This window comes from Bacillus sp. 41-22, assembly GCF_025809295.1.
GTDB classification, from domain to species: Bacteria; Bacillota; Bacilli; order Bacillales; family Bacillaceae_G; genus Bacillus_A; species Bacillus_A mycoides.
In genome coordinates, this window is sequence record NZ_CP084035.1 from 2,164,170 (window position 1) to 2,187,969 (window position 23,800).

Here is a 23,800-nt window from a genome sequence, read left to right on the forward strand (position 1 = left end):
TTTGCATGTGTATTAATGACTAATAAGTAGGAATTTAATTCATTTTGCAGAATATAATAAGACATAAATATTTTTAGTTGCATACGAAGATTTGTTCTTATATGATAGTAAGTGAAAGCGTTATCAAAAACAGAGCGGCGATGGGAAAGGCGGTTAAATATGTTCCAGCGTGTTCAAACAAAGGAAGAGCATTTTTGGTTCGAGCAACTGTGGGGAGATTTTTGTGAAGAAAGAAATTTAATGTTTGTAGAACGTAATTTAAATCCATCACGATTTTTATTAATAGAAGATGAACATCATATTGGTACAGTAGAATGTATTAAGTTTACAGTACCTGAACAATCAAATTCTGAGTTTTTCTATCCGTTTTCTAAAAATGATTTAGTGAAAGATTTGAAAAATGTGTATGAAATAGGAAAGTTAAGTATTGCGAAAACGTCTCGGGGGAGAGGACATTTCAAAAGGCTGGCAGCTATTTTATTTATGCATGCGTTAGAGACGAAAGCGGAATGGTATATTGCAGCAGTTACAAAAAGAATGTATATGTATTTACTTACACTCGGTTTTCCAATCGAACCGATAGATAGTCCATTCCAGTTTCATGATACTTTACAAGGTGTACCAGTGCGAATTCATGCTCGAAAAGGGGCTACACATCTGTATTCTTTGAAAGAATTCCGTGATATTATTCAAGGGAATGCTCATGCGCAGGCACTTATTGCAGAATACAGTAAAAATATTATGTTAACAAAATGAAAATATATGAATATGTATAGTATGAAGAAGAGTTACTTATTACGGGCATCTGTTTTCATACAAAAATTAGACCCTTATTCTCAGAATAAGGGTCTAAAATATTATAGTCCAAATATACTGAAAATCATTTTACGACGCTTCGGTTTCTTTTCTCTTTCATATGTTGGTTTTGCATCAGGAGTAATGTATATTGGTTCTTCTTTTTTTAGGGCAGCTTCTAGTTTTTGAATTCGTTCTAACATTTCCTCTATTTCGCGGCGATGTTGTAAAAGTTGGTATGTAACGACATCATTTGCTTTATCTTGCATTTGTTCTTCCATTCGATCTAGTCTTCTCGTAATTGTGGTAAATTGAGCTGTTAATTGCTCAAAATCATTCGATGATGTGTTTTGAACAATTGTGTTTACTTGAGTTTTTAATTTTTCTACATCATTTGAAGATGGTTTTTGAGTAGTTTGAGAGTTTTGAGGCTGGTCCATTTGAGAGCGATGGTATTCTAACATTAGATCTAAATCACCTTGTGTGAAAATAAAATGACCATATTTATTTTTTTTAATCGTAAGATTTAATTGTTGTGCAATCCGGACAACAGCCTTTGGGCTAACACCTAATTTCTTTGCGATAAATGGTGTTTTATATTCCAAAATAATCCCTCCTATATATATCCTGTTGAATGATTTCTAGTTATGTAGCAAGTTCCCTTCAGGTGTGACAAAAGAAGTGTGGAATCGGCAAAGAAAGTGTTTTTTCACGAAGTTCAGCTGTTTAGCACATACTATTTATATAAATCATTTTTAGTTATCGGAAAATTGGGCTTATTATAGTTTGACGATAATAAGCTAATTAGATTATCATAATTATAAATATCTTTTTTATGTATGCATATAATATATAAAAAGGTGGTTACTAATGTAGAATTTTATTAGAGTATAAGAATGCTTACTTCACTTGAATAAATTTAAGTAGGAGGTGGCTTCCTTGCTTACACTGTAAGTAAGGAAAAGTATTTGGACATATATAGTATAAGTATAGTGATTGTTTTAATTGCCTTAACGGCATTTTTCGTTGCAGCAGAATTTGCAATTGTTAAAGTGAGGAGTTCACGAATTGACTATTTAATTGCAAAAGGAAATAATCGTGCAATATCTGTCAAAACAATCATTACAAACTTAGACGAATATTTATCAGCTTGTCAATTAGGAATAACTGTTACAGCTCTTGGGATTGGGTGGTCTGGTAAACCTGCGCTAAAGCACATGTTTGATGTGTTGTTTGCAAATTGGAACGTCCCTACTCAACTCGCAGACATTTTAGCTATAATTTTAGTATTTTTGTTTATCACATTTTTCCATGTGGTAGTAGGAGAGTTAGCTCCAAAAACATTTGCGATTCAAAAAGCAGAACAAGTGAGTTTCTTTGTTGCTAAGCCACTCATTTTGTTTTATCGTATTGCATTCCCATTCATTTGGATTTTAAATGGATCAGCTCGGTTAATTACAAAGTTTCTTGGGTTGAAACCACCAAAAGGGCATGATGAAGTGCATTCAGAAGAAGAATTGCGGTTATTAGTTTCAGAAAGTTATAAAAATGGTGAGATTAATCAATCTGAATATAAGTATGTGAATAAAATATTTGAATTTGATGATCGTATTGCGAAAGAAATAATGGTACCACGAACAGAGATGAATATTTTAAATAAAGAAATGCCTGCTGAAGAGGCTTTACAAAAAATGTCTCATGAAAAATATACGAGGTATCCGGTTGTTGATGGTGATAAGGACCATGTAATAGGCTTTGTGAATTTTAAAGATATATTTACAGATTTTGTGAAGCACCGAGTTGTTAGTGAAAAGACAGTGGAGCAATATATTAGGCCAATTATTTTAGTTATTGAATCTATCCCGATTCATGATCTATTTTTAAAAATGCAAAGAGAAAGAACACATATCGCTATATTAATTGATGAATATGGTGGTACATCAGGTCTTGTAACCGTTGAAGATATTTTAGAAGAAATTGTAGGGGATATTCAAGATGAGTTCGATACTGATGAACAACCGGAAATCCAACAAGTTAGTGAGACGAAAACGATTTTAGAGGGAAAAGTACTTGTTAGTGAAGTGAACGCATTATTAGGTTTGACTATTGACGACGATGATGTCGATACGATTGGCGGTTGGATCCTAACAAAAAATATTGAGATTTCCGAGGGTGATACCATTGAGATTGAAAATTATAAATTTTGCGTAAAAAAATTAGATGGACACTATATTAAGAGATTAGAAGTAACGAAACCTTCAGAATCGATTGTTATTGTAGGAGATGAAAAAAAGATTTCGCTCCAAGAACAAATTAGTTCGTAAACTCTGCTTTGTAGCAGAGTTTTTTTGAGCAAAATGTTTTTTGATGTATTAGGGCTATGATACAATTACACAAGTCAGACCTTTCACTAGGTGAAATAAATGAAATATATTATTGTATACATATATTCGGAAGGAGAACCACTATGAAAAAACATTTATATATAAATGGGGTATGGAAATCAGTAGAGACGTATAAACCATTGTATGCACCATATTCTGAAGAAACATTAGCGGAGATTGCGCAAGGTACAGAAGATGACGTTAAGGAAGCAATAGTTTCGGCCAAAAATGCAATGAAAGAAATGAAAAAATTATCCGCATACGACCGTGCAACTATTTTAGAAAAGGTTGCACAAAAAATGGATGAGAGAAGAGAAGAGTTTGCAGAGATTATCGCAAAAGAAGCTGCAAAACCAATTCGTGCTGCACGGGGAGAAGTAGATCGCACTGTTCAAACATATAAGTTTGCAGCTGAAGAAGCGAAGCGAATATATGGTGAGACGTTACCATTAGATGCTGCACCAGGAGCAGGTGGCCGTATAGCGTATACAATTCGACAACCAATCGGGGTTATTGGTGCTATTACACCGTTTAATTTTCCACTTAATTTAGTAGCACATAAGGTAGGCCCAGCAATTGCGGCTGGAAATACTATTGTGCTAAAGCCTGCCGACCAAACGCCACTTTCTTCGTATGCATTGGTAGAATTATTTGAAGAAGCTGGTTTACCAAAGGGAGCTTTCAATATAATTTCTGGACCTGGATCTGTTGTAGGTGAGGCATTAGTAAAAGATGAGAACGTTGCTAGTATTACTTTTACAGGAAGTCCGAAAGTAGGTATTGGAATTAAGGAAAAAGCCGGGTTGAAACGAGTGACGTTAGAATTAGGATCGAACGCTGCAGTAATTATTGATGAAGATGTTGAATTGACAGACGAAATAATTGAACGTGTAAAATGGGGCGCGTTTGTGAATAATGGACAAGTTTGTATTTCAGTACAACGTGTTTTTGTGCATGAACGCAAAATGGAAGAGTTTATTACAAAATTAACGAAAGCAATGGAAAACGTTGTAGTAGGAGACCCGCTTCATGAAGAAACAGATGTATCAGCACTTATTTCAAAAAAAGATGTAGAACGTATAAATTCATGGGTGGAAGAGGCAGTTAAGGAAGGAGCTAATGTTGTATACGGTGGTAACAAACGTGATGCAAGGATTTTTGAACCAACTGTATTAACAAATGTTCCAGATTATGTATCTGTTCAGTGCCAAGAAGTATTTGGTCCACTTATGACTGTAAATACATTTAAAGAATTTGATGAGGCTTTAGAACAAGTAAATAATTCACGTTATGGATTACAAGCAGGTGTATTTACAAACAATCTATGTAAGGCAATGCGTGCAATTGATGAATTAGAAGTCGGTGGTGTCATGATTAATGATATTCCAACGTTCAGAGTAGATCATATGCCTTATGGCGGTGTGAAAGAGAGTGGCACAGGCCGTGAAGGGATTAAATATGCAATAGAAGAAATGACAGAAATGAAATTAGTGTGTATTAAAAAAATAAAGTAGATCGAGCTTAAACACCGCAATAAAAAACGAGCAGGAAATGTTTACGATTCCATACTCGTTTTTTATTGTTTGTTTTACGTTTCTCGGAACGATTTCATTTAATCAAGTGTACCTTTTACTTCATTTCTTGTTTGAAAATATCATCTTCGACATAAATATGTTCTTTATCTACAGCAGTGCTATGAGAGAGTACTAAACCGATTGGTGTTTCAGTACCTTTATTTTGAACAATTGTAAAAGGAATATTTTTTTCAGTTGCTAATTTAATGTATTTTGATAAATGTGGGTAAGCAATGCTTCCATTTAGGAATAGTTGTAATGATTGAGAAGAACGTATGTTACCCGTTACTTCTGTATACACATTACTTTGCATTACTTGACCGATTGTTAAAGCGATTTCTACACGCTCACGTAATGTAGTTAAGTACATATTACGTTCTTCTGGTTTGTTTTGCTTTTGGCCATATATGCCTTCTTGGAGATAGTCTTCCACATTTTTATTTACCATATTTTTCACACCTTTCACTTCTTATTGTACGCAAGAATTAAAAAGGATGCAAAAAAAAAGTAGTTTTGAACAGGAAAATAATTTAAAAAATGAGAAGGGAAAGGGATATAGGAATACAACTTATTTAAATAAGAAAGGAAAAATAAATTTTATCAACAGAAATTAACAAAATGTGACAAAAATCTATTAACGAAATGTATTTTTTGTGTTAATATTCAAAATATAAAGGGTATTCGTCGTATGGAAATGGAGGAATGGAGGTTTTTCCAATCGATAAGGATATTAAAGAAGTATTTTGTTCGCACTTGAAAAACAACAGGCACCAATTCGTAGAGAACTGGAAAAACAAAATGATAATTTCCGAAAAAGATCCATTTAAACAAGAGGTAGTTCAAAATGGAGCGAATTTATTAGATTTAATTATCGAACTTATTATGGAAGATAAAGACATTAATTATCTTCAGCCATTATGTGAGAAAATTGCCATTGAGCGTGCAGGGGCAGATGCGAATATTGGAGATTTTGTTTACAATGCAAATGTGGGAAGAAATGAACTTTTTGAAGCGATGTGCGAATTGGATGTAAGTGCTCGTGAACTGAAACCGATTATGGCCAAAATACATACTTGTTTTGACAAATTAATTTATTATACCGTTTTAAAATACTCAGAAATTATATCGAGAAATTTAGAAGAAAAACAGCAATATATAAATGAAACACATAAAGAAAGGCTTACGATTCTAGGGCAAATGTCGGCTAGTTTTGTGCATGAATTTCGTAATCCGCTAACTTCGATTATGGGATTTGTAAAGTTATTGAAGACAGATCACCCTAATCTATCGTATTTAGATATTATTTCACATGAATTAGATCAATTAAATTTTAGGATTTCGCAATTTTTACTTGTATCGAAAAAAGAAATGTGGAATGAATCTGAACGTTTTTTGGTAAATGACTTATTTCAAGATATTATACAATTCTTATATCCAAGTTTAGTTAATGCAAATGTTTTGATTGAAAAGAATTTGCCGTATCCTATTCCACTCGTTGGTTACCGGAGTGAAGTGAAGCAAGTAGTTTTAAATATTTTAATGAATTCGATTGATGCTCTTGAATCGGTGAAAGAAGAGCGGAAAATTATCATTGATGTATTTGAAGAGGATCAGGCTGTTCGCATTGTTATAAAAAATAATGGACCTATGATTCCAGCAGACAATGTAGAGACTATTTTTGAGCCATTTGTAACTACTAAAAAGCTAGGAACTGGTATTGGACTATTTGTATGTAAACAAATTGTAGAAAAACATAAAGGATCCATATTGTGTCGTTCGGATAACGATTGGACAGAATTTCAAATTACGTTTCAAAAGTAAACAGTCTACACCATGCGAATGGTGTAGACTGTTTTAATTTGTAAGTATAACGGTCTCTAATTTTGGATCCTCAGTTGAATAACCAACTATTGAAATTGTGTAAATTGTATTTGGTTCAACGTTGAATTTTGGAATGGTTAATAGTACTTTTTTTGTATCAGCAAGTGAAACTTCAATATCTGCTGTACCAGGGCTAACTTGTAAAAAATCTGTTATTTGCTTAAAGAGTACATTTTCAAATAAATGATCCCCATCTTTTAAATTTACATTTACAACTGGAGTGTCTGGTGAAAAATGTGCAAACCGTATTTTTGCTTGACCAGATGGTAAATGAGTATTATCAAGAATGGGTTGTAATTGGAGATGATTATCGCTATTGACCGCTGCAAGGGTATAAGTGTGATTCCCCATTATTGGTACTAATGCTGAAAATATTGGAGTTTCGTTTCCGACAGGGACAATATCAATACGGTATTTACCTTGCACTAATGATAAATACGGACTGAATTGTTTAAAAGAAATATTTTTAATAACCTTTTGTCCGTTTATTATAATATCAACTGCTGGTGTATGGGGAGCTGTGTGGAAGATTCTCATATGTGACGGTAAAGTCGCTTCTTGTGAATCTCTCTTTTCATATGCTTGTACAAGTTTTGTAATTGCATCATAGTATTTCATATAGAGTTCTACATATCTTTTAGGATTGCTATATTGATAGTAACGAGCGAGCTGTTCGTAACGTGCAGCTTCTTGGCCGTATTTTTCAATTTCGGATGGAGTCATGAACATTCCTCCTTTATCATCATTACAAATATATGCGAAGCTAGAAAGAGGTTATGCAAAAAACTTGCCTTTCTAGAAGGAAAAGTTAAAATGGGGATTTTTTTATTTATAGGCAAACACACATACAAATCGATAATTGTCCTACATAAATTATAAAGGAAAGGCAGTTTGACTTTGATGGAAGGAGTGGAACCATTGGGATGGGGATATCCCCATAGTTATTGGGAATGAAGTTATGGAGGATTTTGTGCTATAGGCTGTGGGACGAATTATGGATTTGTATTATGAGTATTTCTATTAATTTTAGTGATGCGTTGGATAAGGTAATACCGATAAAAGAGCGTCGTGCCGAACTGATTAATGTGGTTAATCGGTTCTTTTTTTATTGTTCTAAACAGGTGGTACTATTTGTTAAGAAATAGTTATGATAAATGAGGCGAAGTAAAATGTCGAATTTTGTTTGAAAATATGCAATATAAAGTAGGATAATAGGAAGGAGAATAACGGGAGTTCCGTCGAAGTTTACACAATGTCAGCAATTGAGGGAAGTTGATATTATATTAAAAAAATATTCAATTTGCTGTTATCTTAAATCAGGAAGGGGTATTTAAGCGTATAGGTAAGATTGGTCTTCATTTCAAGTTCTGAATTTTCTGTTTTTAAAATAATATTTAGCAGTCATTTGTATATTTTATAATAGTTTTTTGATAAATTCACTGCTTTTGCAGAGGATTCTTTTTTATGAAAGAAACGTCAATTTTCTTCATATACATATACAAATTGGAGAAATGGGGGAGCGCTATGCGCGATTACTTAATTAAACCACTTGTTGGTCAGCCGTATCCGATGATTTCACATGGAAAAGGTGTGTATTTGTATGATCAAAACGGAAATAAATATTTTGATGGTTCGTCTGGAGCGATTACGGCAGGTATTGGACATGGCGTAGCAGAGATAGCAGAAGTTATTAAAAAACAGGCAGAGGAGATCGCTTTCGTTTATAGATCACAGTTTACGAGTGAACCAGCTGAAAAATTAGCGAAGAAGTTAAGTGATTTATCTGTAGGAGATTTGAACTGGAGCTTTTTTGTGAATAGTGGTACGGAAGCAAATGAAACAGCTATGAAAATCGCAATTCAGCATTTTCAGGAGCGTGGCATTCAAGGGAAACATAAAATTTTGTCACGGTGGATGAGCTATCACGGGATTACAATGGGAGCTTTATCTATGTCTGGGCATCCACTGCGCAGACAACGTTTCGTTTCTATTTTGGAAGATTATCCGACTATTCCAGCTCCATACTGTTTTAGATGTCCTGTACAAAAGGTATATCCAACATGTCAACTTTCTTGTGCGACTGAACTAGAAAGAGCGATTGATCGAATTGGTGCAGAACATATTGCAGCTTTTATTGCTGAACCGATTATCGGAGCTGCTGGAGGCGCGGTTGTCCCGCCGAAAGAATACTATAAAGTAATTAAAGATATTTGTAGTCATTACGATATATTATTTATTGCGGATGAAGTAATGACTGGACTTGGTCGTACTGGTGCATGGTTTGCTATGGAGCACTGGGGTGTAGAACCGGATATTATGACCCTTGGTAAGGGGCTAGGAGCGGGTTATACACCAATGGCAGCGACAATAGTAAGTGACCGTGTTATGGAGCCGATTTTACGTGGATCACGTTCTGTAATGAGCGGGCATACGCTTAGTGCAAATCCATTGTCTGCAGCAACGGCTTTAGCAGTTATTGAATATATGGAGAAACATAATTTACCTGAAAAAACAGCAGAAAAGGGAGAGTATTTATTAAAAGGTTTGCAGAAAGTTCAGCAACAATCGACAATCATTGCCGATGTGCGTGGAAAAGGATTGCTAATTGGAATAGAATTGCAACCGTTTACAAAAGCGTCGGAGCTTATTTCAGTTGCTGCTAAAAATGGACTGCTCTTATACCAAGCTGTTTCAGGGCAAGCAGGAAAAGAGGATAGTGCACTGCTTGTTGCACCACCAATGACAACTACATATTCCGAGTTAGATGAATTACTTTCAATTTTTGTAAAGAGCGTGGAAGAGATGATGCAAAAAGGAGGGCATAGTATCGCATGACAACTATTACAAATACATTCGGTAAATTAAAAGAAATAGAGGAAGTAATTTCTTTGTTCCATGATGATATGACATTAATGTTTGGGGGATTTGGAGGAATCGGATCACCTCCATCTTTAATTCAAGCTGTTTTAGATAAAGGCATTACAAATTTAAATTTAATAGGAAATGATACTGGATTTCCTGATGTAGGAATCGGTCGTCTTGTTACGAATGAAAGGGTTAAATCTTTAGTTACTTCTCATATTGGGTCAAATCCAAATGCGGGAAGACAATTAAATGAAGGAAGATTGCAAATTGAATTCTCTCCGCAAGGAACACTCGCAGAGCGTATTCGCGCTGGTGGTGTAGGGCTTGGTGGTATTTTAGTTGATGTTGGTGTTGATACGATTGTAGAAGAAGGAAAGCGTACAGTTGAAATGAATGGAAAGACATATTTAGTTGAAACAGCTTTAACGGCTGAAGTCGCAATTGTATATGCGAAAAAAGCGGATCCGTTTGGCAATCTTGTATTTGATAAAAGCGCTCGTAATATGAATCCACACGTAGCTATGGCTGGTGACATAACGATTGTAGAAGCAGAAGAAATTGTTCCACTTGGAAGTTTAGATCCAGAAGAAATTGTCGTCCCAGGTGTATTTGTAAATTATATCGTGCCATCGGAAGGAGTGAATTGGAAATGGGTATGGGCGTAGAAGTAAGAGATAAGATTGCAAGACGTGCAGCGAAAGAAATTCAGAATGGTATGCTTGTAAATTTAGGTATTGGAATTCCATCGCTTGTACCGAATCATTTGCCAGAAGATATGAATGTTATGTTTCATGCGGAAAACGGTATTGTTGGTATGGGACCAACGCCAAGTAAAGGGAATGAAGATGAGAATTTATGTAACGCAGCTGGTTTACCAACATCTCTTATTACAGGAGCAAGTTATTTTGATAGCTGCATGGCGTTTGGCATGATTCGAAAAGGATTACTTGATGTTACGATACTTGGTTCGTTACAAGTAAGTGAAAATGGTGATTTAGCGAACTGGATTGTACCAGGAAAACGCGTTCCAGGTATTGGAGGAGCGATGGATTTAGCGCAAAAAGCGAAGCGGGTCGTTGTTGTGATGAATCATGTTGATAAATACGGAAATGCAAAGATTGTTTCGGAATGTACATTGCCATTAACTTCGAAAAAATGTGTAGATTTAATTATTACAGACATGGCTGTCATGGAAGTGACCCAAAGAGGACTTGTCTTACAAGAATTAATGAGTCCATATACTGTAGAAGATGTAAAACGACATACGACAGCTGATTTTCATATAAGCTCAAATTTACTAGTAATTGAATGAGGGGAGTTGTAATATATGGAGCAATTAAAAAAACAAGTTTGTGATTATATTGAGGGTCATGAAGAAGAGAGTGTAAAATTTTTAACACGATTAATTCAAGAAAAGAGCGTATCTGGTGATGAAAGTGGTGCACAGGCAATTGTTATTGAAAAGTTGCGTGAGTTAGGTCTAGATCTTGATATTTGGGAGCCTGCTTTTAAGGAAATGAAAGATCACCCTTATTTCGTATCACCTCGTATAAGTTTTACAGATAGCCCGAACATTGTAGCGACTTTAAAAGGAAGTGGCGAAGGGAAATCTATGATTTTAAACGGGCATATTGATGTCGTGCCAGAAGGGGATGTAAATCAGTGGGACCATCATCCATATAGTGGAGAGAAAATAGGAAACCGCATATATGGACGTGGAACAACAGATATGAAAGGCGGCAATGTCTCACTTATGCTTGCGATGGAAGCGATTATTGAATCTGGTATTGAACTAAAAGGTGATATACATTTTCAAAGTGTAATAGAAGAAGAGAGCGGTGGGGCAGGAACATTAGCCGCTATTTTACGAGGATATAAGGCAGATGGCGTTATTATTCCTGAGCCGACGAATATGAAGTTTTTTCCGAAACAACAAGGATCAATGTGGTTTCGTCTACATATAAAAGGAAAAGCAGCACACGGTGGTACACGTTATGAAGGAGTAAGTGCAATTGAAAAAAGTATGTTTGTTGTAGAGCATTTGAGAAAATTAGAAGAGAAGAGAAATGGTAGAATTACAGATCCGTTATTTAAGGGGATTCCGATTCCAATTCCAATTAACGTTGGGAAAATTGAAGGGGGAAGCTGGCCAAGTTCTGTTCCCGATTCATTAATTTTAGAAGGAAGATGTGGTATTGCGCCGAATGAGACTATAGAGGCAGCAAAAGAAGAGTTTGAGGGCTGGATTGGTGAATTAAAAGATGTGGATAGTTGGTTTGTAAAAAATCCTGTAGAAGTAGAATGGTTTGGGGCTAGATGGGTTCCTGGTGAACTAGAAGAAAATCATCCACTTATTACAACGCTTCAACATAACTTTGTTGAAATCGAAGGGGACGAGCCGATTATAGAAGCTTCGCCATGGGGAACAGATGGAGGTTTGTTCACACAAATAGCTAACGTACCCACGATAGTATTTGGTCCAGGAGAGACGAAAGTAGCACACTATCCAAACGAATATATAGAAGTTGATAAAATGATTGCTGCCGCAAAAATAATTGCATGTACATTACTAGATTGGTGTGAGGTGAAAAAATGAAATACTATGAATCTTTTAGTGAACAGACAAAGCATTATACAGTAGAAGGGGTTTTAGATTATTTTAATAAACGTATTAGAATTGATCACTATACAGGAAATGTTGAAAGCATCATACAAACAATCGATGAATTAGCAAAGAAACATTCTTTCACTAAATGTATTATTAAAGGAAAGGGAGAGCATGTTTCAACATGGCTCTCTTTCGGTTTCTTACTGGAAGCAACAATACCTCATTATTTTCAAGGGCACGATGCGCACTTCTTCGTGAAATATCATAATGATGAAAGACGAAATAGTATTCATTGGACTGAGGAAGATACTATTTTAAGTGGTGTAAAAGAAAAAGAAGTGAAAGAAAAAATAGTCCCAGAGGAATTTGTGTTAAGAAAAGCGACAGAAGAGGATGCGGAAGAATTAGCAATTGTCTTTGGAAAAGTATTTGAAGTTTATCCGACACCTTTAAATGATGGGAATTATGTAAAGCAGACGATGAAGGAAGACGATACAATTTACTATGTTTATGAATTCGAGGGGAAAATTATTAGTACAGCATCTGCTGAAATGAACGTGAAAGAAGGTAATGCAGAATTAACGAATTGTGCTACATTACCTGAATATCGAAAACATGGTTTCATGAAAAGTCTGTTAATTAAATTGGAGGAAGAGCTCCAAGAAAAATCTATTTTTTGTTCTTATACAATTGCTCGCTCGCTATCTTTCGGTATGAATGCAGCCTTTCATCAATTAGGCTATACATATACGGGAAGGCTTGCGAATAATTGCTACATTTTTGATAAGTTGGAAGATATGAATATATGGGTGAAAGATTTATCCAGCTATTCGAAAGCAGTAAGACTCCCGCCTCAAAATTCGGCTGTAAAGCAAAGAAGTTAGGTGGGAGTCGGGTTAATAATAAAGCCCCACTGATTAAAGTTTCACTTAACCATAAATAAGCAATAAAAATATATACACATTTCATCAAAATAATAGAACGGAATCGTCATGCTTATAATCGCACAGAGGGTGCCGAAAATTCGGCGTTGAATTTGCTGGATTTTCGGCAAAAGGGGGGATGACATTGCTAGCAGTTTCGACACAGGAAGTCATTGAAGCGATTTTGGGCAGTATAGATGAGGCCATACATGCAGTAGATGAAAATGGGATTACAATATTTTATAATACAGTTGCTGCAAAACATGATGGATCTAAAATTGAAAATGTGCTAGGAAAGCATTTATTAGAAGCATTCCCGTCATTATCCAGAGAAACAAGTACGTTGATGAAAGTATTAGATACAAAAAAACCAATCGTACACCAAGTTCAACATTACCAAAATTTAAATGGGGAAGACGTTTGTACGGTCAATACAACGTTACCTATTTTAATAGATGGAAATATTGCTGGTGCTGTAGAAATTGCGAAAGATTATTCTACTATTCAAAAGCTTACTGATACGATTGTAGATCTACAATCGAAAATAAAACGATCGACTAGCAAAAAAACGGTGAAAAAGCATGTTGCATTCGAGACAATTGTAACTGATGATTCCCGCTTTAAACAGACGAAAGAGTTAGCACAAAAAGTAGCGCCAACCGATGCGAATGTTTTAATATATGGTGAAACTGGAACGGGGAAAGAGCTATTTGTGCAAGCGATTCATGAAGCTTCTAAACGAAAAAATAAGCCGTTTATTGCACAAAACTGTGCAGCTTTGCCAGAGTCGCTATTAGAAAGTTTGCTGTTTGGCACGACAAAAGGTAGTTATACAGGGGCAATCGAACGAGCAGGATTATTTGAACTTGTAGATGGAGGGACATTATTTTTAGATGAACTGAATTCAATGCCGCTTGATTTACAAGCAAAAATGCTACGTGTATTAGAAGATGGAGTTATTCGTCGCATTGGTGATAATAAGACGAGAAAAGTAGATGTTCGCGTTATTACTGCAATGAATCAGCCTCCAGAAGTATGTTTAAGAGAAAATAAAATTCGCACTGATTTATACTATCGATTAAATGTATTTTCATTATATATCCCGCCGCTTCGCGAAAGAACTGAGGATGTACTGTTATTAGCGTCTTACTTTTTGAAAGAATATAATAAAAGTTATAAAAAAGGTGTACTTCAAATTGATAAGGAAGCGAAAGAAAGATTACAAGCTTATCAATGGCCTGGAAATGTTCGTGAGTTAAAGCATACGATTGAACATGCTGTCATTATTACAGAAGGGAATTCGTTAACAGCAAATTGCTTGCCACGAACATTTCGGAAAGAGAAACTTCCGAAGAAGAAAAGTATATTACCGCTTAGGGAAGCTCTTCATCAAACGGAAAAGGAATTAATAGATCAAGCGTTAATTGAAACGGAAGGGAATATTTTGCAAGCAGCAAAAATGTTAGGTATTCCTCGTCAAACGCTTCAATATAAACTGAGCAAGTACGACAAAACCGCCGAATAATCGGCGGTTTTTGTGTGTTTGCACCAATAAAAGAGCGTTTACATATATAACAAGTAATGAATATGATAGTAAATATCGTTTTAGTACAGCACTTAAAAATATTTATTCTCTTATATAATAGGGTATTTCTCGCATTTACTTATCAAGAATATGAAGTTGGCATAATTATTGCTTATATAAAGGATGAGCGTATAAAAAGGGGGAATAGCAATGTTACATGATGTATACAAACCAAATCGTCACTGGAAGGATATTGAATTATGGAAAGATGTTACAGAAGAACAATGGAATGATTGGGTTTGGCAATTAACGAATACGATCAAAACTTTAGATGATTTAAAGAAAGTAATTAACTTAACACCTGACGAAGAAGAAGGCGTTAAAATTTCAACGAAAACGATCCCGTTAAACATTACACCGTACTATGCTTGGCTAATGAATCCTGATGACCCACGCTGTCCGATTCGGATGCAATCAGTACCGATTTCGGAAGAGTTATATAAAACAAAATATGATTTAGAAGATCCTCTTCATGAAGATGAAGATTCACCAGTTCCAGGATTAACTCATCGTTATCCAGACCGTGTACTATTTTTAGTAACGAATCAATGTTCTATGTATTGTCGTTACTGTACACGTCGTCGTTTTAGTGGACAAATTGGAATGGGCGTACCGAAAAAGCAATTAGATGATGCGATTGCTTATATTAGTGAAACACCACAAGTACGTGACGTTTTAATTTCTGGCGGTGATGGACTTCTAATTAATGATAAAATTTTAGAATATGTATTAAAGAATTTACGAGCAATCCCGCATGTTGAGATTATTCGTATCGGAACGAGAGCACCAGTTGTATTCCCACAGCGTATTACAGAAAACCTGTGTAACATAATTAAAAAATACCATCCAGTATGGTTAAATACTCATTTTAACACTTCTATTGAGATTACAGAAGAATCGAAACTAGCATGTGAAATGCTTGCAAATGCAGGTGTTCCAATTGGAAACCAAGCTGTAATTTTAGCTGGAATTAATGACAGCGTTCCAATTATGAAAAAACTTATGCATGATTTAGTGAAAATTCGTGTTCGTCCATATTACATTTATCAATGTGATTTATCAGAAGGTATCGGTCATTTCCGTGCACCAGTTTCGAAAGGTCTTGAAATTATTGAAGGCTTACGTGGACATACGTCTGGTTATGCAGTACCAACTTTCGTTGTCGATGCACCGGGTGGAGGCGGAAAAATTGCGCTTCAGCCAAACTATTTAATTTCACAAAGTGCGGATAAAGTTGTTCTTCGTAACTTTGAAGGGGTTATTACAACGTATCCAGAACCAGAAAACTATATCCCAGGAAGAGCAGAAGGCTACTTTAAAGAAATTTATCCGACTTATGAAGAGAAACGTTCTGATATCGGCGTTGCAGGATTGATGAGTGATAAGAAATTTAATCTTGTTCCAGATGATTTACAACGTATGAATCGCCGCAAAGATTATGAAGTCAATGAAACGCATGCTTCTTTAAAAGATAAACGTGATAAGCGTGATCAATTAAAAGATAAAAAATATCAAGCACAAATAGCAAAGTTAGATGATGACAAAAAAAATGAGGGTGACGTAGTATGAATTGTATGTGGTGTGACAGTACAGAAGCGAAAGAAAGCTTGAATACTGTATATTGGGAATTACCAGATGGTACGAAAGCCATTGAAATCCAAGAGACACCATGTATTACTTGTTCCTCATGTGGAATGGACTATCAAGCAGACCATACTGTAAAAGAAATTGAAGATCAGTTGTTTTTAATTTATACGAAAGATTTGCCAAAACAACTAACATACGAAGAGTTGATGGGAAGACCACGTTTATTAAAAAGGAATTATTTCGACTTTTAACCAGCTTTTATGCTGGTTTTTTTCTTTTTTGCCTTGTATAATGTACCCAAGTTAGAAAGGTAGGGAATATTTTTGAAAAAGACATTTTACCATTATATGATGAAGCACCGTGCAGCTTTATTTAAAAATGAAATATCAGATTTAGCAGAGGCGATGTATGATGATTTAAGTTTTCCGAAGCAATCTGAAGACTATGATGTAATTAGTTCATACTTAGAGTTAAGTGGAATGCTAGAAAGTATGTCTATATTTGATGATGCATGGGATTTATATATACAAGAGAGATAACGATATGAAGTTTTAGGAAAATGAAAGCATAATGAATACATTACTTTGAAAGAAGTGAAGTATTCATTATGCTTTTTTATTTACAATACGTCTTGCTGTTAGAACATAAATAAAAAGTGAAAGCTAGTTTAAATACTAGCTTTTTTAAGTTATATACAAATTCTACTTTTTTATTGAAAAAATTTATGAATATAAGCTTCTGTGATAAGCGTTTTTATGTAGGTTGCATATACTGTTATCAAAATCACGACGTTTAAAAAAGGAGAGATATTGATGGCAAGGAAAAAACAACCTAAATATAACGTAGGGGACATAGTCGTGATTACGCTATATGGAACCGTTGGGAAAGTTACAAATATGAAAGTTTTAGATGGAGTTTACGTATACGAAGTAAATAATCACGATGGATTTTATGTAGAACAAACTTTGCAGCATGTTACAGAGCAAGAAATGAAAAAGGGCGACACAGAGTGGATTGAATTAAATTATAACTTTACGTTTGGTGATCTCGTGCAAGTAACTGGATATGATAAAGATGTTTTTCGTATTGTTGGTTTTCGTACAGAAGTATGGAGATATAAAAATGATGCATGGGAAGATACTATATATGAATTGTCACGAATTACTGATGGTGAATGGTTAGAAGCTGATGAATCAGATTTAACATTACTTGCCAATGCACAAACGGCAAATGCAATTTTGAAGAAAATGAAACAAGATAAAGCTGGTATGAATAAATTAGATTTAGGAAAATTGAAGTCAATTAACAATTCGAAAAAAGTAAGTGTAAAGACGAATCGCCAAGAAATTATTGATGGGTTATTAGATATTTATAATGATTATCATTTATTGTTCGATACATTTAAAGATGAAGAATATAAAATTGTTATGGATGTTGTTCAAAATTATTTAGTTAAATTGACAGAGAAAAAATAGTTAACTAGAAAGAGAGAATAAATTGAACAACAACATATGCAGTATAAGGTATGCCTACAATTATTAAAAAAATAAAAAGCCATTTAATAAGAGAGTCTGCCCATTGATCTTCATGCATGAACTCTTCTTTTGTTTGCTCTACTTCGTATTGGTATTCCATTATTATTTCCCCCTTTGGATAGCTTGTACTAACATCGTATGCCCTTTACCTACATGATATGACTTATAAAAAAAGAAAAACTATTTTTCTAATCTCATATACATAATTTTGAGATTTTTTCATAAAACAGAAATAAAGGAGTGATGCTCATGAAGGAAATTGAAGTCGTAATTGACACGGAAGAGATTGCGGAGTTTTTTTATGAGCGACTAATTGAAAGAGGGTACGTTCCAAAAAGAGAAGAAATTGAGGACCTGGCAGATATTACATTTGAGTATTTATTAGAGAAATGCATGATTGATGAAGTTTTTGATGAAGAGGAAGATTGAAAGTAACGGCGGGCTTAACTCGTCGTTTTTTACTCTTTACAAACTTGTCACAAATATAGACAAGAATTGTTGGTATAATTAAAAGAAAATTTTATACAAGAGGTGAAGGGATGTTCAAAAAAATTATTGATTCTTTATTAGGAAAGAAAAAACATCGTTCGTATTCAAGTAGTGATTATCGTCATAGAGGGCGCTCGTATTCAAGTAGCGACTATAAACGACGTTCATCTGGTTATGGGCATCAGCATTATAAAAGAAAACGTAAAAGCCGTAGCTTCTTTTCAAGTAGCTGATGAAATGGCGTCGTATACTAGCTTTATTTGATAGACCACTGCGAAAAAATACAATCGTTGCAGAGCGTTATAAGATTGAATCAGTAATTGGAATGGGCAGTTATGGGGTTACATATGTCGTTAATGATTTACAAATAAATAAATATAAAGTCTTAAAACAATTAAGGAAAAGTAAACAAAGATATGAGTCTGGTAGAAAATCATTTGAGCAAGAGAAAGTGATTTTACAAACATTAAATCATGCGTCAATTCCTAATCTACATGATCATTTCATATGGGAGAAAAAGAACTTTTTTGTGATGGAGTATATGCCGGGGGAAAATTTCGAAGATCATATTTTCTTAGATGGGCAAGTATATGATGAACGTGAAGTTTTTGAAATTTTATATGAAGTACTAGGAATTGTTTCGTATTTTCATAGTAAAGGTATCATTCACCGAGATTTACGTATTCCAAACATATTAATGAAAGAAAATCAGATTAGTATTATTGATTTTGGATTGGCTAAATTGAAAGGTGAGGGTGATGAGCGTGCTATAACTTATGAAGGTGAACAAGCTTTGATGCGAGAAGTTCACTTTCGTAGCGACTTTTATGCGCTCGGTCATTTCGTATTATTTTTATTGTATGCTAGTTATCAATCGACTGAAAAAAAGGAAAAACCTTGGTATGAAGAGTTAGTGCTGGAAGAATATAATCGCGACATGCTGATGCGAATGTTACAAATGAAAGCGCCATACTATGAAAATGTACAAGATTTGAAAAAAGATGTAGCTTACGCTTTAGAAAGGATGGAGACCCCATGTTTCAAAAGTTTTTAGCAAGTGTTGGTATTGGTAGTGCAAAAGTAGATACCGTTCTTGAAAGAGATGAGTATACAGTTGGAGAAGAGATAGTAGGGAAGGTTCATATAACTGGAGGTTCAGTTAGCCAAGAAATTGAAAGCATTTACTTAACGTTGTCGACGTCATATGTAAGAGAAGTGGATGATAAAAAAGTAACTGCATCGTATGATTTAGAGCGAGTTCGTTTAACAGATCCATTTTCTGTAGAGCCAAATGAAAAAGTGGAAATTCCATTTTCGTTTTTAATGCCAATTGAAGCACCACTAACACTTGGAATGAAAACGGTTTGGGTTCATACAGGTCTTGATATTAAACGTAGTATTGATCCAAGTGACCGTGATTATATTCAAGTATTGCCGAATGCGCTATTGAACAGTGTATTAAATAGTGTAAATCAATTAGGTTTTAAAGCGCGTCATATAGAATGCGAAGAATTACCGTATCGATTACGTAAGCAAGTTCCATTCGCGCAAGAATTTGAGTTTATTCCAGTTTCCGGAGAGTATTATGGGAAATTAGATGAATTAGAATTATTAATTTTGCCAAGTGCCCACGATCGATTAGAAATTATTATGGAAGTAGATAGAAAATCACGTGGATTGGCTGGTTTATTCGCAGAAGCGCTTGATCTTGATGAGAAGGTTATTCGCTTTACAGTAACAAGCGAAGATATTCCAACGATGCAGCAAAAAATTAACAATAATATTTTTAAATAAACTATGCATAAAAAAGAAATGGAGAGGAAAACTAAAACAACCGCTCCATTTTTTTGCATAGTGAGGTTATGTATGTGAAACGATACCGACATTTATACTTGTTAAGTTGTACACTACTCATTTGTTTTGTCGCACTATCACTTTCGTATCATACCGCTTGTATTGAAAAATTTGATAATGTAGTCGCACACTTTATTCAAAGTTTCCGAAACGAGTATTTGACAACCTATTTTACTTGGGTGTCCTTTATCGGTTCAAAAAGAATATATTTCCCGTTACTCATTATACTTGTAATGTATTTTCTTCTTAGAAAAAAAATATTAAGTGCATTACTTCTAACAATTAATTATTACGGATCACGTTATTTGAACAGTATGCTCAAACTATGGTATGAACGAGCACGACCTGATGTGACGCAGCTTGTTACAGCAACTGGATATAGCTTTCCGAGCGGTCATACGATGAATGCTACTGCTTTTTTAGGATTTATTGCATACGTCACAATTACAGAAGATCGTATTTCATTGCATAAAAAGTTGCTGATTATTTTTATAGCAAGCTTCGTTGTATTATCTATTTCAGTTAGCCGAATTTATCTTGGCGTACACTATCCATCTGACATATTAGCCGGATGGGCAGCGGGCGGTAGCTGGCTCGTTTTATGTATTATATTTCATAAGGCGTTCATTAAAAAAGAACCTATGTCATAATAGGTTCTTTTTGCATGGGCTCCACATGAATATGAGCATGGTAAATTCCGAATTTTTTTCGAAGCATATCTTCAATATTGTCAGTAATACAATGGCTTTCGCTAACATCCATTCGAGCATCTACTTCAATTGTAATATCCACATACGTTTGGTTCCCATACATACGAGCACGAATATCTACAATATGTTCTACACCTGAAATATGCCCTATAGCATCAGCGTATTCATCCATTTTTTCAGGATCAATTCCATCCGTTAGCATATGAGAAGCTTCTACGAAAATTTCCCACGCGGTCTTACAAATAATAAGACCGACAAGTAAAGCAGCAATAGGGTCCAAAATAGGCATTTGGAACTGTGCTCCGACTATACCTACTACTGTACCAATACTTACAAGAGCATCTGATAAATTATCTTTTGCAGCAGCCTCTAATGATTTACTTTTTGTTCGCATTGCAATCTTTTTCGTATACTTGTATACACCGTACATAACGACAGCAGAAAATAAAGCCACCCATGCAGCAAGTACATTAGGTGCTGCTTGTTTCGGATTGAAAAACGATTGAATTGCACTAATAACAACTTCTAATCCGACCGTTGCCATAATAAAGGAAGCAACAAGTGATGCGATTTGTTCTGCACGCGAATGCCCATATGGATGATCTGGGTCACGAGGCTTACGAGAAATTTTCAGGCCAATTAATATTGCTAAAGAAGCACCAATATCCGTTAAGTTATTCAAACCGTCAGCACGTAATGCGCTAGAGAGGGTAATATAACTGATGATGATTTTCATAGAGGATAAAAATATGTAGGCTATAATGCTGACAATAGCACCTTTATCAGCTTCTTTATGAGAAAGAGAATCCATTTTAATCACTCGCCTTTCTACAAGGAATTTCTTTCTATACATAGAGTATCAAACGAAACTCGTGTGGGTCTATACAAACATTGTTGACGTTTTATAGCTTTTTAAGAAGGGGATAACAAAGTTTCGTTAAGGAAAAATATGTTGAAAAGTACAAAGTGGAAATTTATTAAACAATTAATGATGATTATGGCAAATGGAAAGAGGGCGAGAATAATGATTCTCAAAATTTTTTTCATATATATTTTTCGCAAAATGACTCTTTGTAATTCCTCATGTGAGTAATATATAAGAAATGATAACAAAATTCTTCAATAAGAAGAGGAGAAAGCATTATAATATTCACTTTCCAGAAAGAGACAAAGGCAAAGAACAATTTGAAAACGAAAAAAACCTCTGATGATTTTTCAGAGGTTTTTCGTTTCTTAGTATGCTTCTAAAAACTCAGTAACTTGCTCTTCCGTTTTTGCATTTGCACTATGTAAGTGACCTAACTTTTCGCCATTTTGATATACAAGTAGGCTTGGAATACCCATTACTTGATACTCTTCAGCAATACTTGGGAACTCATCTTTATTAATAGAATACCATTCAAATTTATTGAACTCTTCCATTACATCTCCGATAAAGTTGTCCATACGCACGCAATCTGGGCACCATGTAGTAAAGAACTTAACAACTACTGGCTCCTCGCTTGCGATGATGTCTTTGAATTCTTGTTCAGCTTTGATTTCTTTCATGTTTTTGACTCCTCTCAATGTCACACGGATAAGCTAGTATTTTTATGCAAAATCCGTGTTTGCAAACATTTTGCAAACATTAGTGTTTTTGAAATAGGTTGTTTGCAAAATCCTCGACTGCTTTTTCTTGTAGGCCTGGTACAACATGTGAGTAGGTGTCCAAGGTGATACCTACTTTTTTATACCCCAATCGTTCACTCACAATCTTCGGATGTATACCTTGCTTTAACATAATCCTCAGAACATGGAACCGAATATCAGGAACCTCACTTTTCTTTATAAGCTTTTTCCAGAGCTGTGTCAAACTTCTGAAACGGCAGACCAAATCGTAGTCATTATAGCTTTCATCATATCGCTCTTTTTCCTCAGAGATTTTTTGCAGATGGTCATTTAGTGCCATTAAAGTAATGTCAGGTAAAATCAGCAATCTTTTTCCATTGTAGACCTAAGATTTCACCTTTACGCATTCCACATGTAATAGCAAGAAGATAAGCGATATAATAACGGTTTTCTTTTGCATGTTCTAAAAAACGAAGATCTTCTTCATCGGTTAAAAAACCAGGGGGTTAACGCTGATTTAGTGGAGAGAGCTCATTATATCACTCTTTCGGAGGAGGTGAGTTAGGATGCGGAAATGGTTAAAGAAACTATTTTCGAAAAAACGCCCACCCTGCATTGTTTGTGAGGAACAAGAAGGTGAGCTTCAATTAAACGAAACTGATAGGATCTGTGAAAATTGTGCCCAAATTATGCATGGAAAAGGTATTGAAAGAGATGAATAGTACTCTTTACATCTTATTCCATATATAACAAAGCTGGTTAGCTTCTGATTCAAGCGCTATTAAATGATCATTATTAATAGAGTTATTCGTATACATTCTGTTCTTTTGGATGTTAAGAACCGTATAATTCACATCGTTATGTTCATTTGAAAATGTCGATTCGTTTAATAATGTCAGCGTTGAGTTGATGTTGTATTTATCAATTCGCTCTTTTTTTCCTTTGAAAAACAGTTTGATAAGATGCGGCTCATCATTAATGAGCAAACCGAGTTCAGGTGATGAGCGGACGATTAAATCATCTGATATCCAATGTGATTTACCTGGATCGAACCAAGAGACGTCTTTGTTTTTAATAAATTTTTTGTACTGTTTTATGACATCAATATAGTTTTGCTTTTTCTTCTGATCAACCGTTTGCACTAATGTTTCGAAACATTCAAAAGGTAGTTCGTTTTGATGAAATTTAATAACAGTATCTCGTAATTGTTTCCAGTAATCAAAAGCTGGTTGGTATTCCGGTTGAGATTTTAGATTTTTTACAAAGTTTGTTTTAGCTGCACTACTTTTCAGTGTGAAGTCTAAAAATTGTGTAAGTCCTACTTTAATTTCTGCCATATTACACCCCCTTTTCAAACATTACTAATTCGATAATGGAAAGGAAAATCCTGCATTTTTTAAGG

28 protein-coding genes are annotated in these 23,800 nt (G+C 34.8%); 20 read left to right on the forward strand and 8 right to left on the reverse strand.

The window, feature by feature from the left end:
* Window positions 1-159: 159 nt before the first annotated feature.
* Window positions 160-756: a hypothetical protein gene (locus LCF45_RS11090; protein ID WP_002085820.1), complete on the forward strand. Its 597-nt coding sequence runs from the start codon at window positions 160-162 to the stop codon at window positions 754-756.
* Window positions 757-857: 101 nt separating this feature from the next.
* On the opposite strand, the gene racA is transcribed toward LCF45_RS11090, so the two are convergent.
* Window positions 858-1,400, reverse strand: a complete 543-nt coding sequence (gene racA / locus LCF45_RS11095) for a chromosome-anchoring protein RacA (RefSeq protein WP_002012665.1) — start codon at window positions 1,398-1,400, stop codon at window positions 858-860.
* 363 nt (window positions 1,401-1,763) lie between these two features.
* Here racA and LCF45_RS11100 point away from each other — a divergent pair, with 363 nt between their 5' ends.
* Both LCF45_RS11100 and LCF45_RS11105 read left to right on the forward strand, forming a co-directional pair.
* A complete protein-coding gene (locus LCF45_RS11100; RefSeq protein ID WP_002127238.1) occupies window positions 1,764-3,119 on the forward strand; it encodes a hemolysin family protein in 1,356 nt (451 codons plus the stop codon).
* Window positions 3,120-3,262: 143 nt separating this feature from the next.
* Complete coding sequence (locus LCF45_RS11105) at window positions 3,263-4,693, forward strand: aldehyde dehydrogenase family protein (protein ID WP_263894808.1); 1,431 nt, start codon at window positions 3,263-3,265, stop codon at window positions 4,691-4,693.
* Between the two features lie 115 nt (window positions 4,694-4,808).
* On the opposite strand, the gene LCF45_RS11110 is transcribed toward LCF45_RS11105, so the two are convergent.
* Window positions 4,809-5,201, reverse strand: coding sequence for a YueI family protein (locus tag LCF45_RS11110; protein ID WP_002085811.1), 393 nt, complete (start codon window positions 5,199-5,201; stop codon window positions 4,809-4,811).
* Window positions 5,202-5,455: 254 nt separating this feature from the next.
* Between LCF45_RS11110 and LCF45_RS11115 the strand changes: the two genes are divergently transcribed.
* Window positions 5,456-6,574 (forward strand): BA2291 family sporulation histidine kinase, encoded by a 1,119-nt coding sequence (locus LCF45_RS11115; protein WP_002127244.1) that lies wholly within the window; start codon window positions 5,456-5,458, stop codon window positions 6,572-6,574.
* Between the two features lie 33 nt (window positions 6,575-6,607).
* On the opposite strand, the gene LCF45_RS11120 is transcribed toward LCF45_RS11115, so the two are convergent.
* Window positions 6,608-7,357: a DUF4397 domain-containing protein gene (locus LCF45_RS11120; RefSeq protein WP_263894809.1), complete on the reverse strand. Its 750-nt coding sequence runs from the start codon at window positions 7,355-7,357 to the stop codon at window positions 6,608-6,610.
* Window positions 7,358-8,158: 801 nt separating this feature from the next.
* Here LCF45_RS11120 and LCF45_RS11125 point away from each other — a divergent pair.
* From LCF45_RS11125 to LCF45_RS11170, 10 genes are all read left to right on the forward strand, one after another.
* Window positions 8,159-9,469, forward strand: coding sequence for an aspartate aminotransferase family protein (locus LCF45_RS11125; protein ID WP_002185938.1), 1,311 nt, complete (start codon window positions 8,159-8,161; stop codon window positions 9,467-9,469).
* Entirely contained in the window at window positions 9,466-10,164 is a 699-nt protein-coding gene (gene atoD / locus LCF45_RS11130) for an acetate CoA-transferase subunit alpha (RefSeq protein WP_002085805.1), read from the forward strand. Before LCF45_RS11125 ends, atoD begins: the two co-directional genes overlap by 4 nt.
* The gene (locus LCF45_RS11135; RefSeq protein WP_002127246.1) at window positions 10,149-10,811 is read left to right on the forward strand and encodes a CoA transferase subunit B; all 663 of its coding nucleotides are present in this window, start codon (window positions 10,149-10,151) and stop codon (window positions 10,809-10,811) included. The genes atoD and LCF45_RS11135 overlap by 16 nt, the downstream gene beginning before the upstream one ends.
* A 15-nt stretch (window positions 10,812-10,826) precedes the next feature.
* On the forward strand, window positions 10,827-12,095 hold the full coding sequence (locus tag LCF45_RS11140) for a peptidase (RefSeq protein ID WP_263894810.1): 1,269 nt from the start codon (window positions 10,827-10,829) through the stop codon (window positions 12,093-12,095).
* Window positions 12,092-12,991, forward strand: a complete 900-nt coding sequence (gene ablB / locus LCF45_RS11145) for a putative beta-lysine N-acetyltransferase (RefSeq protein WP_002127248.1) — start codon at window positions 12,092-12,094, stop codon at window positions 12,989-12,991. The genes LCF45_RS11140 and ablB overlap by 4 nt, the downstream gene beginning before the upstream one ends.
* A 178-nt stretch (window positions 12,992-13,169) precedes the next feature.
* Window positions 13,170-14,555 carry an arginine utilization transcriptional regulator RocR gene (rocR, locus tag LCF45_RS11150; RefSeq protein ID WP_003189045.1) on the forward strand — a complete coding sequence of 462 codons (1,386 nt, stop codon included), beginning with the start codon at window positions 13,170-13,172 and terminating at the stop codon, window positions 14,553-14,555.
* 210 nt (window positions 14,556-14,765) lie between these two features.
* Window positions 14,766-16,184, forward strand: coding sequence for a lysine 2,3-aminomutase (gene ablA / locus LCF45_RS11155; protein WP_002012651.1), 1,419 nt, complete (start codon window positions 14,766-14,768; stop codon window positions 16,182-16,184).
* Window positions 16,181-16,453, forward strand: coding sequence for a YokU family protein (locus LCF45_RS11160; protein WP_002085797.1), 273 nt, complete (start codon window positions 16,181-16,183; stop codon window positions 16,451-16,453). Before ablA ends, LCF45_RS11160 begins: the two co-directional genes overlap by 4 nt.
* A 72-nt stretch (window positions 16,454-16,525) precedes the next feature.
* Window positions 16,526-16,741: a YozE family protein gene (locus LCF45_RS11165; RefSeq protein ID WP_002085796.1), complete on the forward strand. Its 216-nt coding sequence runs from the start codon at window positions 16,526-16,528 to the stop codon at window positions 16,739-16,741.
* 273 nt (window positions 16,742-17,014) lie between these two features.
* A complete protein-coding gene (locus LCF45_RS11170; RefSeq protein ID WP_002012647.1) occupies window positions 17,015-17,677 on the forward strand; it encodes a hypothetical protein in 663 nt (220 codons plus the stop codon).
* Window positions 17,678-17,681: 4 nt separating this feature from the next.
* On the opposite strand, the gene LCF45_RS11175 is transcribed toward LCF45_RS11170, so the two are convergent.
* Window positions 17,682-17,837: a DUF3930 family protein gene (locus tag LCF45_RS11175; protein WP_002018281.1), complete on the reverse strand. Its 156-nt coding sequence runs from the start codon at window positions 17,835-17,837 to the stop codon at window positions 17,682-17,684.
* A 149-nt stretch (window positions 17,838-17,986) separates the two neighbouring features.
* Here LCF45_RS11175 and LCF45_RS11180 point away from each other — a divergent pair, with 149 nt between their 5' ends.
* The 5 genes from LCF45_RS11180 to LCF45_RS11200 all read left to right on the forward strand — a co-directional run bounded on the left by LCF45_RS11180 (window position 17,987) and on the right by LCF45_RS11200 (window position 20,730).
* On the forward strand, window positions 17,987-18,166 hold the full coding sequence (locus tag LCF45_RS11180) for a YozD family protein (protein WP_002012644.1): 180 nt from the start codon (window positions 17,987-17,989) through the stop codon (window positions 18,164-18,166).
* Window positions 18,167-18,276: 110 nt separating this feature from the next.
* On the forward strand, window positions 18,277-18,459 hold the full coding sequence (locus tag LCF45_RS11185) for a hypothetical protein (protein ID WP_000473368.1): 183 nt from the start codon (window positions 18,277-18,279) through the stop codon (window positions 18,457-18,459).
* The gene (locus LCF45_RS11190; protein WP_002127253.1) at window positions 18,459-19,280 is read left to right on the forward strand and encodes a serine/threonine protein kinase; all 822 of its coding nucleotides are present in this window, start codon (window positions 18,459-18,461) and stop codon (window positions 19,278-19,280) included. Before LCF45_RS11185 ends, LCF45_RS11190 begins: the two co-directional genes overlap by 1 nt.
* Entirely contained in the window at window positions 19,262-20,020 is a 759-nt protein-coding gene (locus LCF45_RS11195) for a sporulation protein (RefSeq protein ID WP_263894811.1), read from the forward strand. Before LCF45_RS11190 ends, LCF45_RS11195 begins: the two co-directional genes overlap by 19 nt.
* Window positions 20,021-20,094: 74 nt before the next feature.
* Window positions 20,095-20,730 (forward strand): phosphatase PAP2 family protein, encoded by a 636-nt coding sequence (locus tag LCF45_RS11200; RefSeq protein ID WP_002127255.1) that lies wholly within the window; start codon window positions 20,095-20,097, stop codon window positions 20,728-20,730.
* On the opposite strand, the gene LCF45_RS11205 is transcribed toward LCF45_RS11200, so the two are convergent.
* The 3 genes from LCF45_RS11205 to LCF45_RS27045 all read right to left on the reverse strand — a co-directional run bounded on the left by LCF45_RS11205 (window position 20,720) and on the right by LCF45_RS27045 (window position 22,765).
* Window positions 20,720-21,601 carry a cation diffusion facilitator family transporter gene (locus LCF45_RS11205; RefSeq protein ID WP_002085782.1) on the reverse strand — a complete coding sequence of 294 codons (882 nt, stop codon included), beginning with the start codon at window positions 21,599-21,601 and terminating at the stop codon, window positions 20,720-20,722. The genes LCF45_RS11200 and LCF45_RS11205 overlap by 11 nt on opposite strands.
* 422 nt (window positions 21,602-22,023) lie before the next feature.
* Window positions 22,024-22,338 carry a thioredoxin family protein gene (locus tag LCF45_RS11210; protein WP_002012639.1) on the reverse strand — a complete coding sequence of 105 codons (315 nt, stop codon included), beginning with the start codon at window positions 22,336-22,338 and terminating at the stop codon, window positions 22,024-22,026.
* Window positions 22,339-22,417: 79 nt separating this feature from the next.
* Complete coding sequence (locus LCF45_RS27045) at window positions 22,418-22,765, reverse strand: site-specific integrase (protein WP_002127257.1); 348 nt, start codon at window positions 22,763-22,765, stop codon at window positions 22,418-22,420.
* Window positions 22,766-22,964: 199 nt separating this feature from the next.
* On the opposite strand from LCF45_RS27045, the gene LCF45_RS11215 reads away from it, so the two are divergent.
* Window positions 22,965-23,120 (forward strand): hypothetical protein, encoded by a 156-nt coding sequence (locus LCF45_RS11215; protein WP_002127258.1) that lies wholly within the window; start codon window positions 22,965-22,967, stop codon window positions 23,118-23,120.
* 6 nt (window positions 23,121-23,126) lie between these two features.
* Here the strand turns inward: LCF45_RS11215 and LCF45_RS11220 are convergent, their stop codons facing one another.
* Entirely contained in the window at window positions 23,127-23,735 is a 609-nt protein-coding gene (locus LCF45_RS11220) for a hypothetical protein (protein ID WP_002012636.1), read from the reverse strand.
* Window positions 23,736-23,800 lie beyond the last annotated feature (65 nt).

Bases quoted from the DNA above. Each gene is read 5' to 3' on its own strand.
- atoD (WP_002085805.1), top strand. From the start codon at position 9,466: ATGACAACTATTACAAATACATTCGGTAAATTAAAAGAAATAGAGGAA.
- LCF45_RS11110 (WP_002085811.1), bottom strand. From the start codon at position 5,201: ATGGTAAATAAAAATGTGGAAGACTATCTCCAAGAAGGCATATATGGC.
- ablA (WP_002012651.1), top strand. From the start codon at position 14,766: ATGTTACATGATGTATACAAACCAAATCGTCACTGGAAGGATATTGAA.
- LCF45_RS11205 (WP_002085782.1), bottom strand. From the start codon at position 21,601: ATGGATTCTCTTTCTCATAAAGAAGCTGATAAAGGTGCTATTGTCAGC.
- LCF45_RS11215 (WP_002127258.1), top strand. From the start codon at position 22,965: ATGCGGAAATGGTTAAAGAAACTATTTTCGAAAAAACGCCCACCCTGC.
- LCF45_RS11210 (WP_002012639.1), bottom strand. From the start codon at position 22,338: ATGAAAGAAATCAAAGCTGAACAAGAATTCAAAGACATCATCGCAAGC.
- LCF45_RS11105 (WP_263894808.1), top strand. From the start codon at position 3,263: ATGAAAAAACATTTATATATAAATGGGGTATGGAAATCAGTAGAGACG.
- LCF45_RS11090 (WP_002085820.1), top strand. From the start codon at position 160: ATGTTCCAGCGTGTTCAAACAAAGGAAGAGCATTTTTGGTTCGAGCAA.
- LCF45_RS11160 (WP_002085797.1), top strand. From the start codon at position 16,181: ATGAATTGTATGTGGTGTGACAGTACAGAAGCGAAAGAAAGCTTGAAT.
- LCF45_RS11220 (WP_002012636.1), bottom strand. From the start codon at position 23,735: ATGGCAGAAATTAAAGTAGGACTTACACAATTTTTAGACTTCACACTG.
- LCF45_RS11115 (WP_002127244.1), top strand. From the start codon at position 5,456: ATGGAGGTTTTTCCAATCGATAAGGATATTAAAGAAGTATTTTGTTCG.
- LCF45_RS11195 (WP_263894811.1), top strand. From the start codon at position 19,262: ATGTTTCAAAAGTTTTTAGCAAGTGTTGGTATTGGTAGTGCAAAAGTA.
- LCF45_RS11140 (WP_263894810.1), top strand. From the start codon at position 10,827: ATGGAGCAATTAAAAAAACAAGTTTGTGATTATATTGAGGGTCATGAA.
- rocR (WP_003189045.1), top strand. From the start codon at position 13,170: ATGACATTGCTAGCAGTTTCGACACAGGAAGTCATTGAAGCGATTTTG.
- LCF45_RS11120 (WP_263894809.1), bottom strand. From the start codon at position 7,357: ATGACTCCATCCGAAATTGAAAAATACGGCCAAGAAGCTGCACGTTAC.
- LCF45_RS11170 (WP_002012647.1), top strand. From the start codon at position 17,015: ATGGCAAGGAAAAAACAACCTAAATATAACGTAGGGGACATAGTCGTG.
- LCF45_RS11135 (WP_002127246.1), top strand. From the start codon at position 10,149: ATGGGTATGGGCGTAGAAGTAAGAGATAAGATTGCAAGACGTGCAGCG.
- LCF45_RS11125 (WP_002185938.1), top strand. From the start codon at position 8,159: ATGCGCGATTACTTAATTAAACCACTTGTTGGTCAGCCGTATCCGATG.
- LCF45_RS11190 (WP_002127253.1), top strand. From the start codon at position 18,459: ATGAAATGGCGTCGTATACTAGCTTTATTTGATAGACCACTGCGAAAA.
- LCF45_RS11180 (WP_002012644.1), top strand. From the start codon at position 17,987: ATGAAGGAAATTGAAGTCGTAATTGACACGGAAGAGATTGCGGAGTTT.
- LCF45_RS11175 (WP_002018281.1), bottom strand. From the start codon at position 17,837: ATGGAATACCAATACGAAGTAGAGCAAACAAAAGAAGAGTTCATGCAT.
- ablB (WP_002127248.1), top strand. From the start codon at position 12,092: ATGAAATACTATGAATCTTTTAGTGAACAGACAAAGCATTATACAGTA.
- LCF45_RS11185 (WP_000473368.1), top strand. From the start codon at position 18,277: ATGTTCAAAAAAATTATTGATTCTTTATTAGGAAAGAAAAAACATCGT.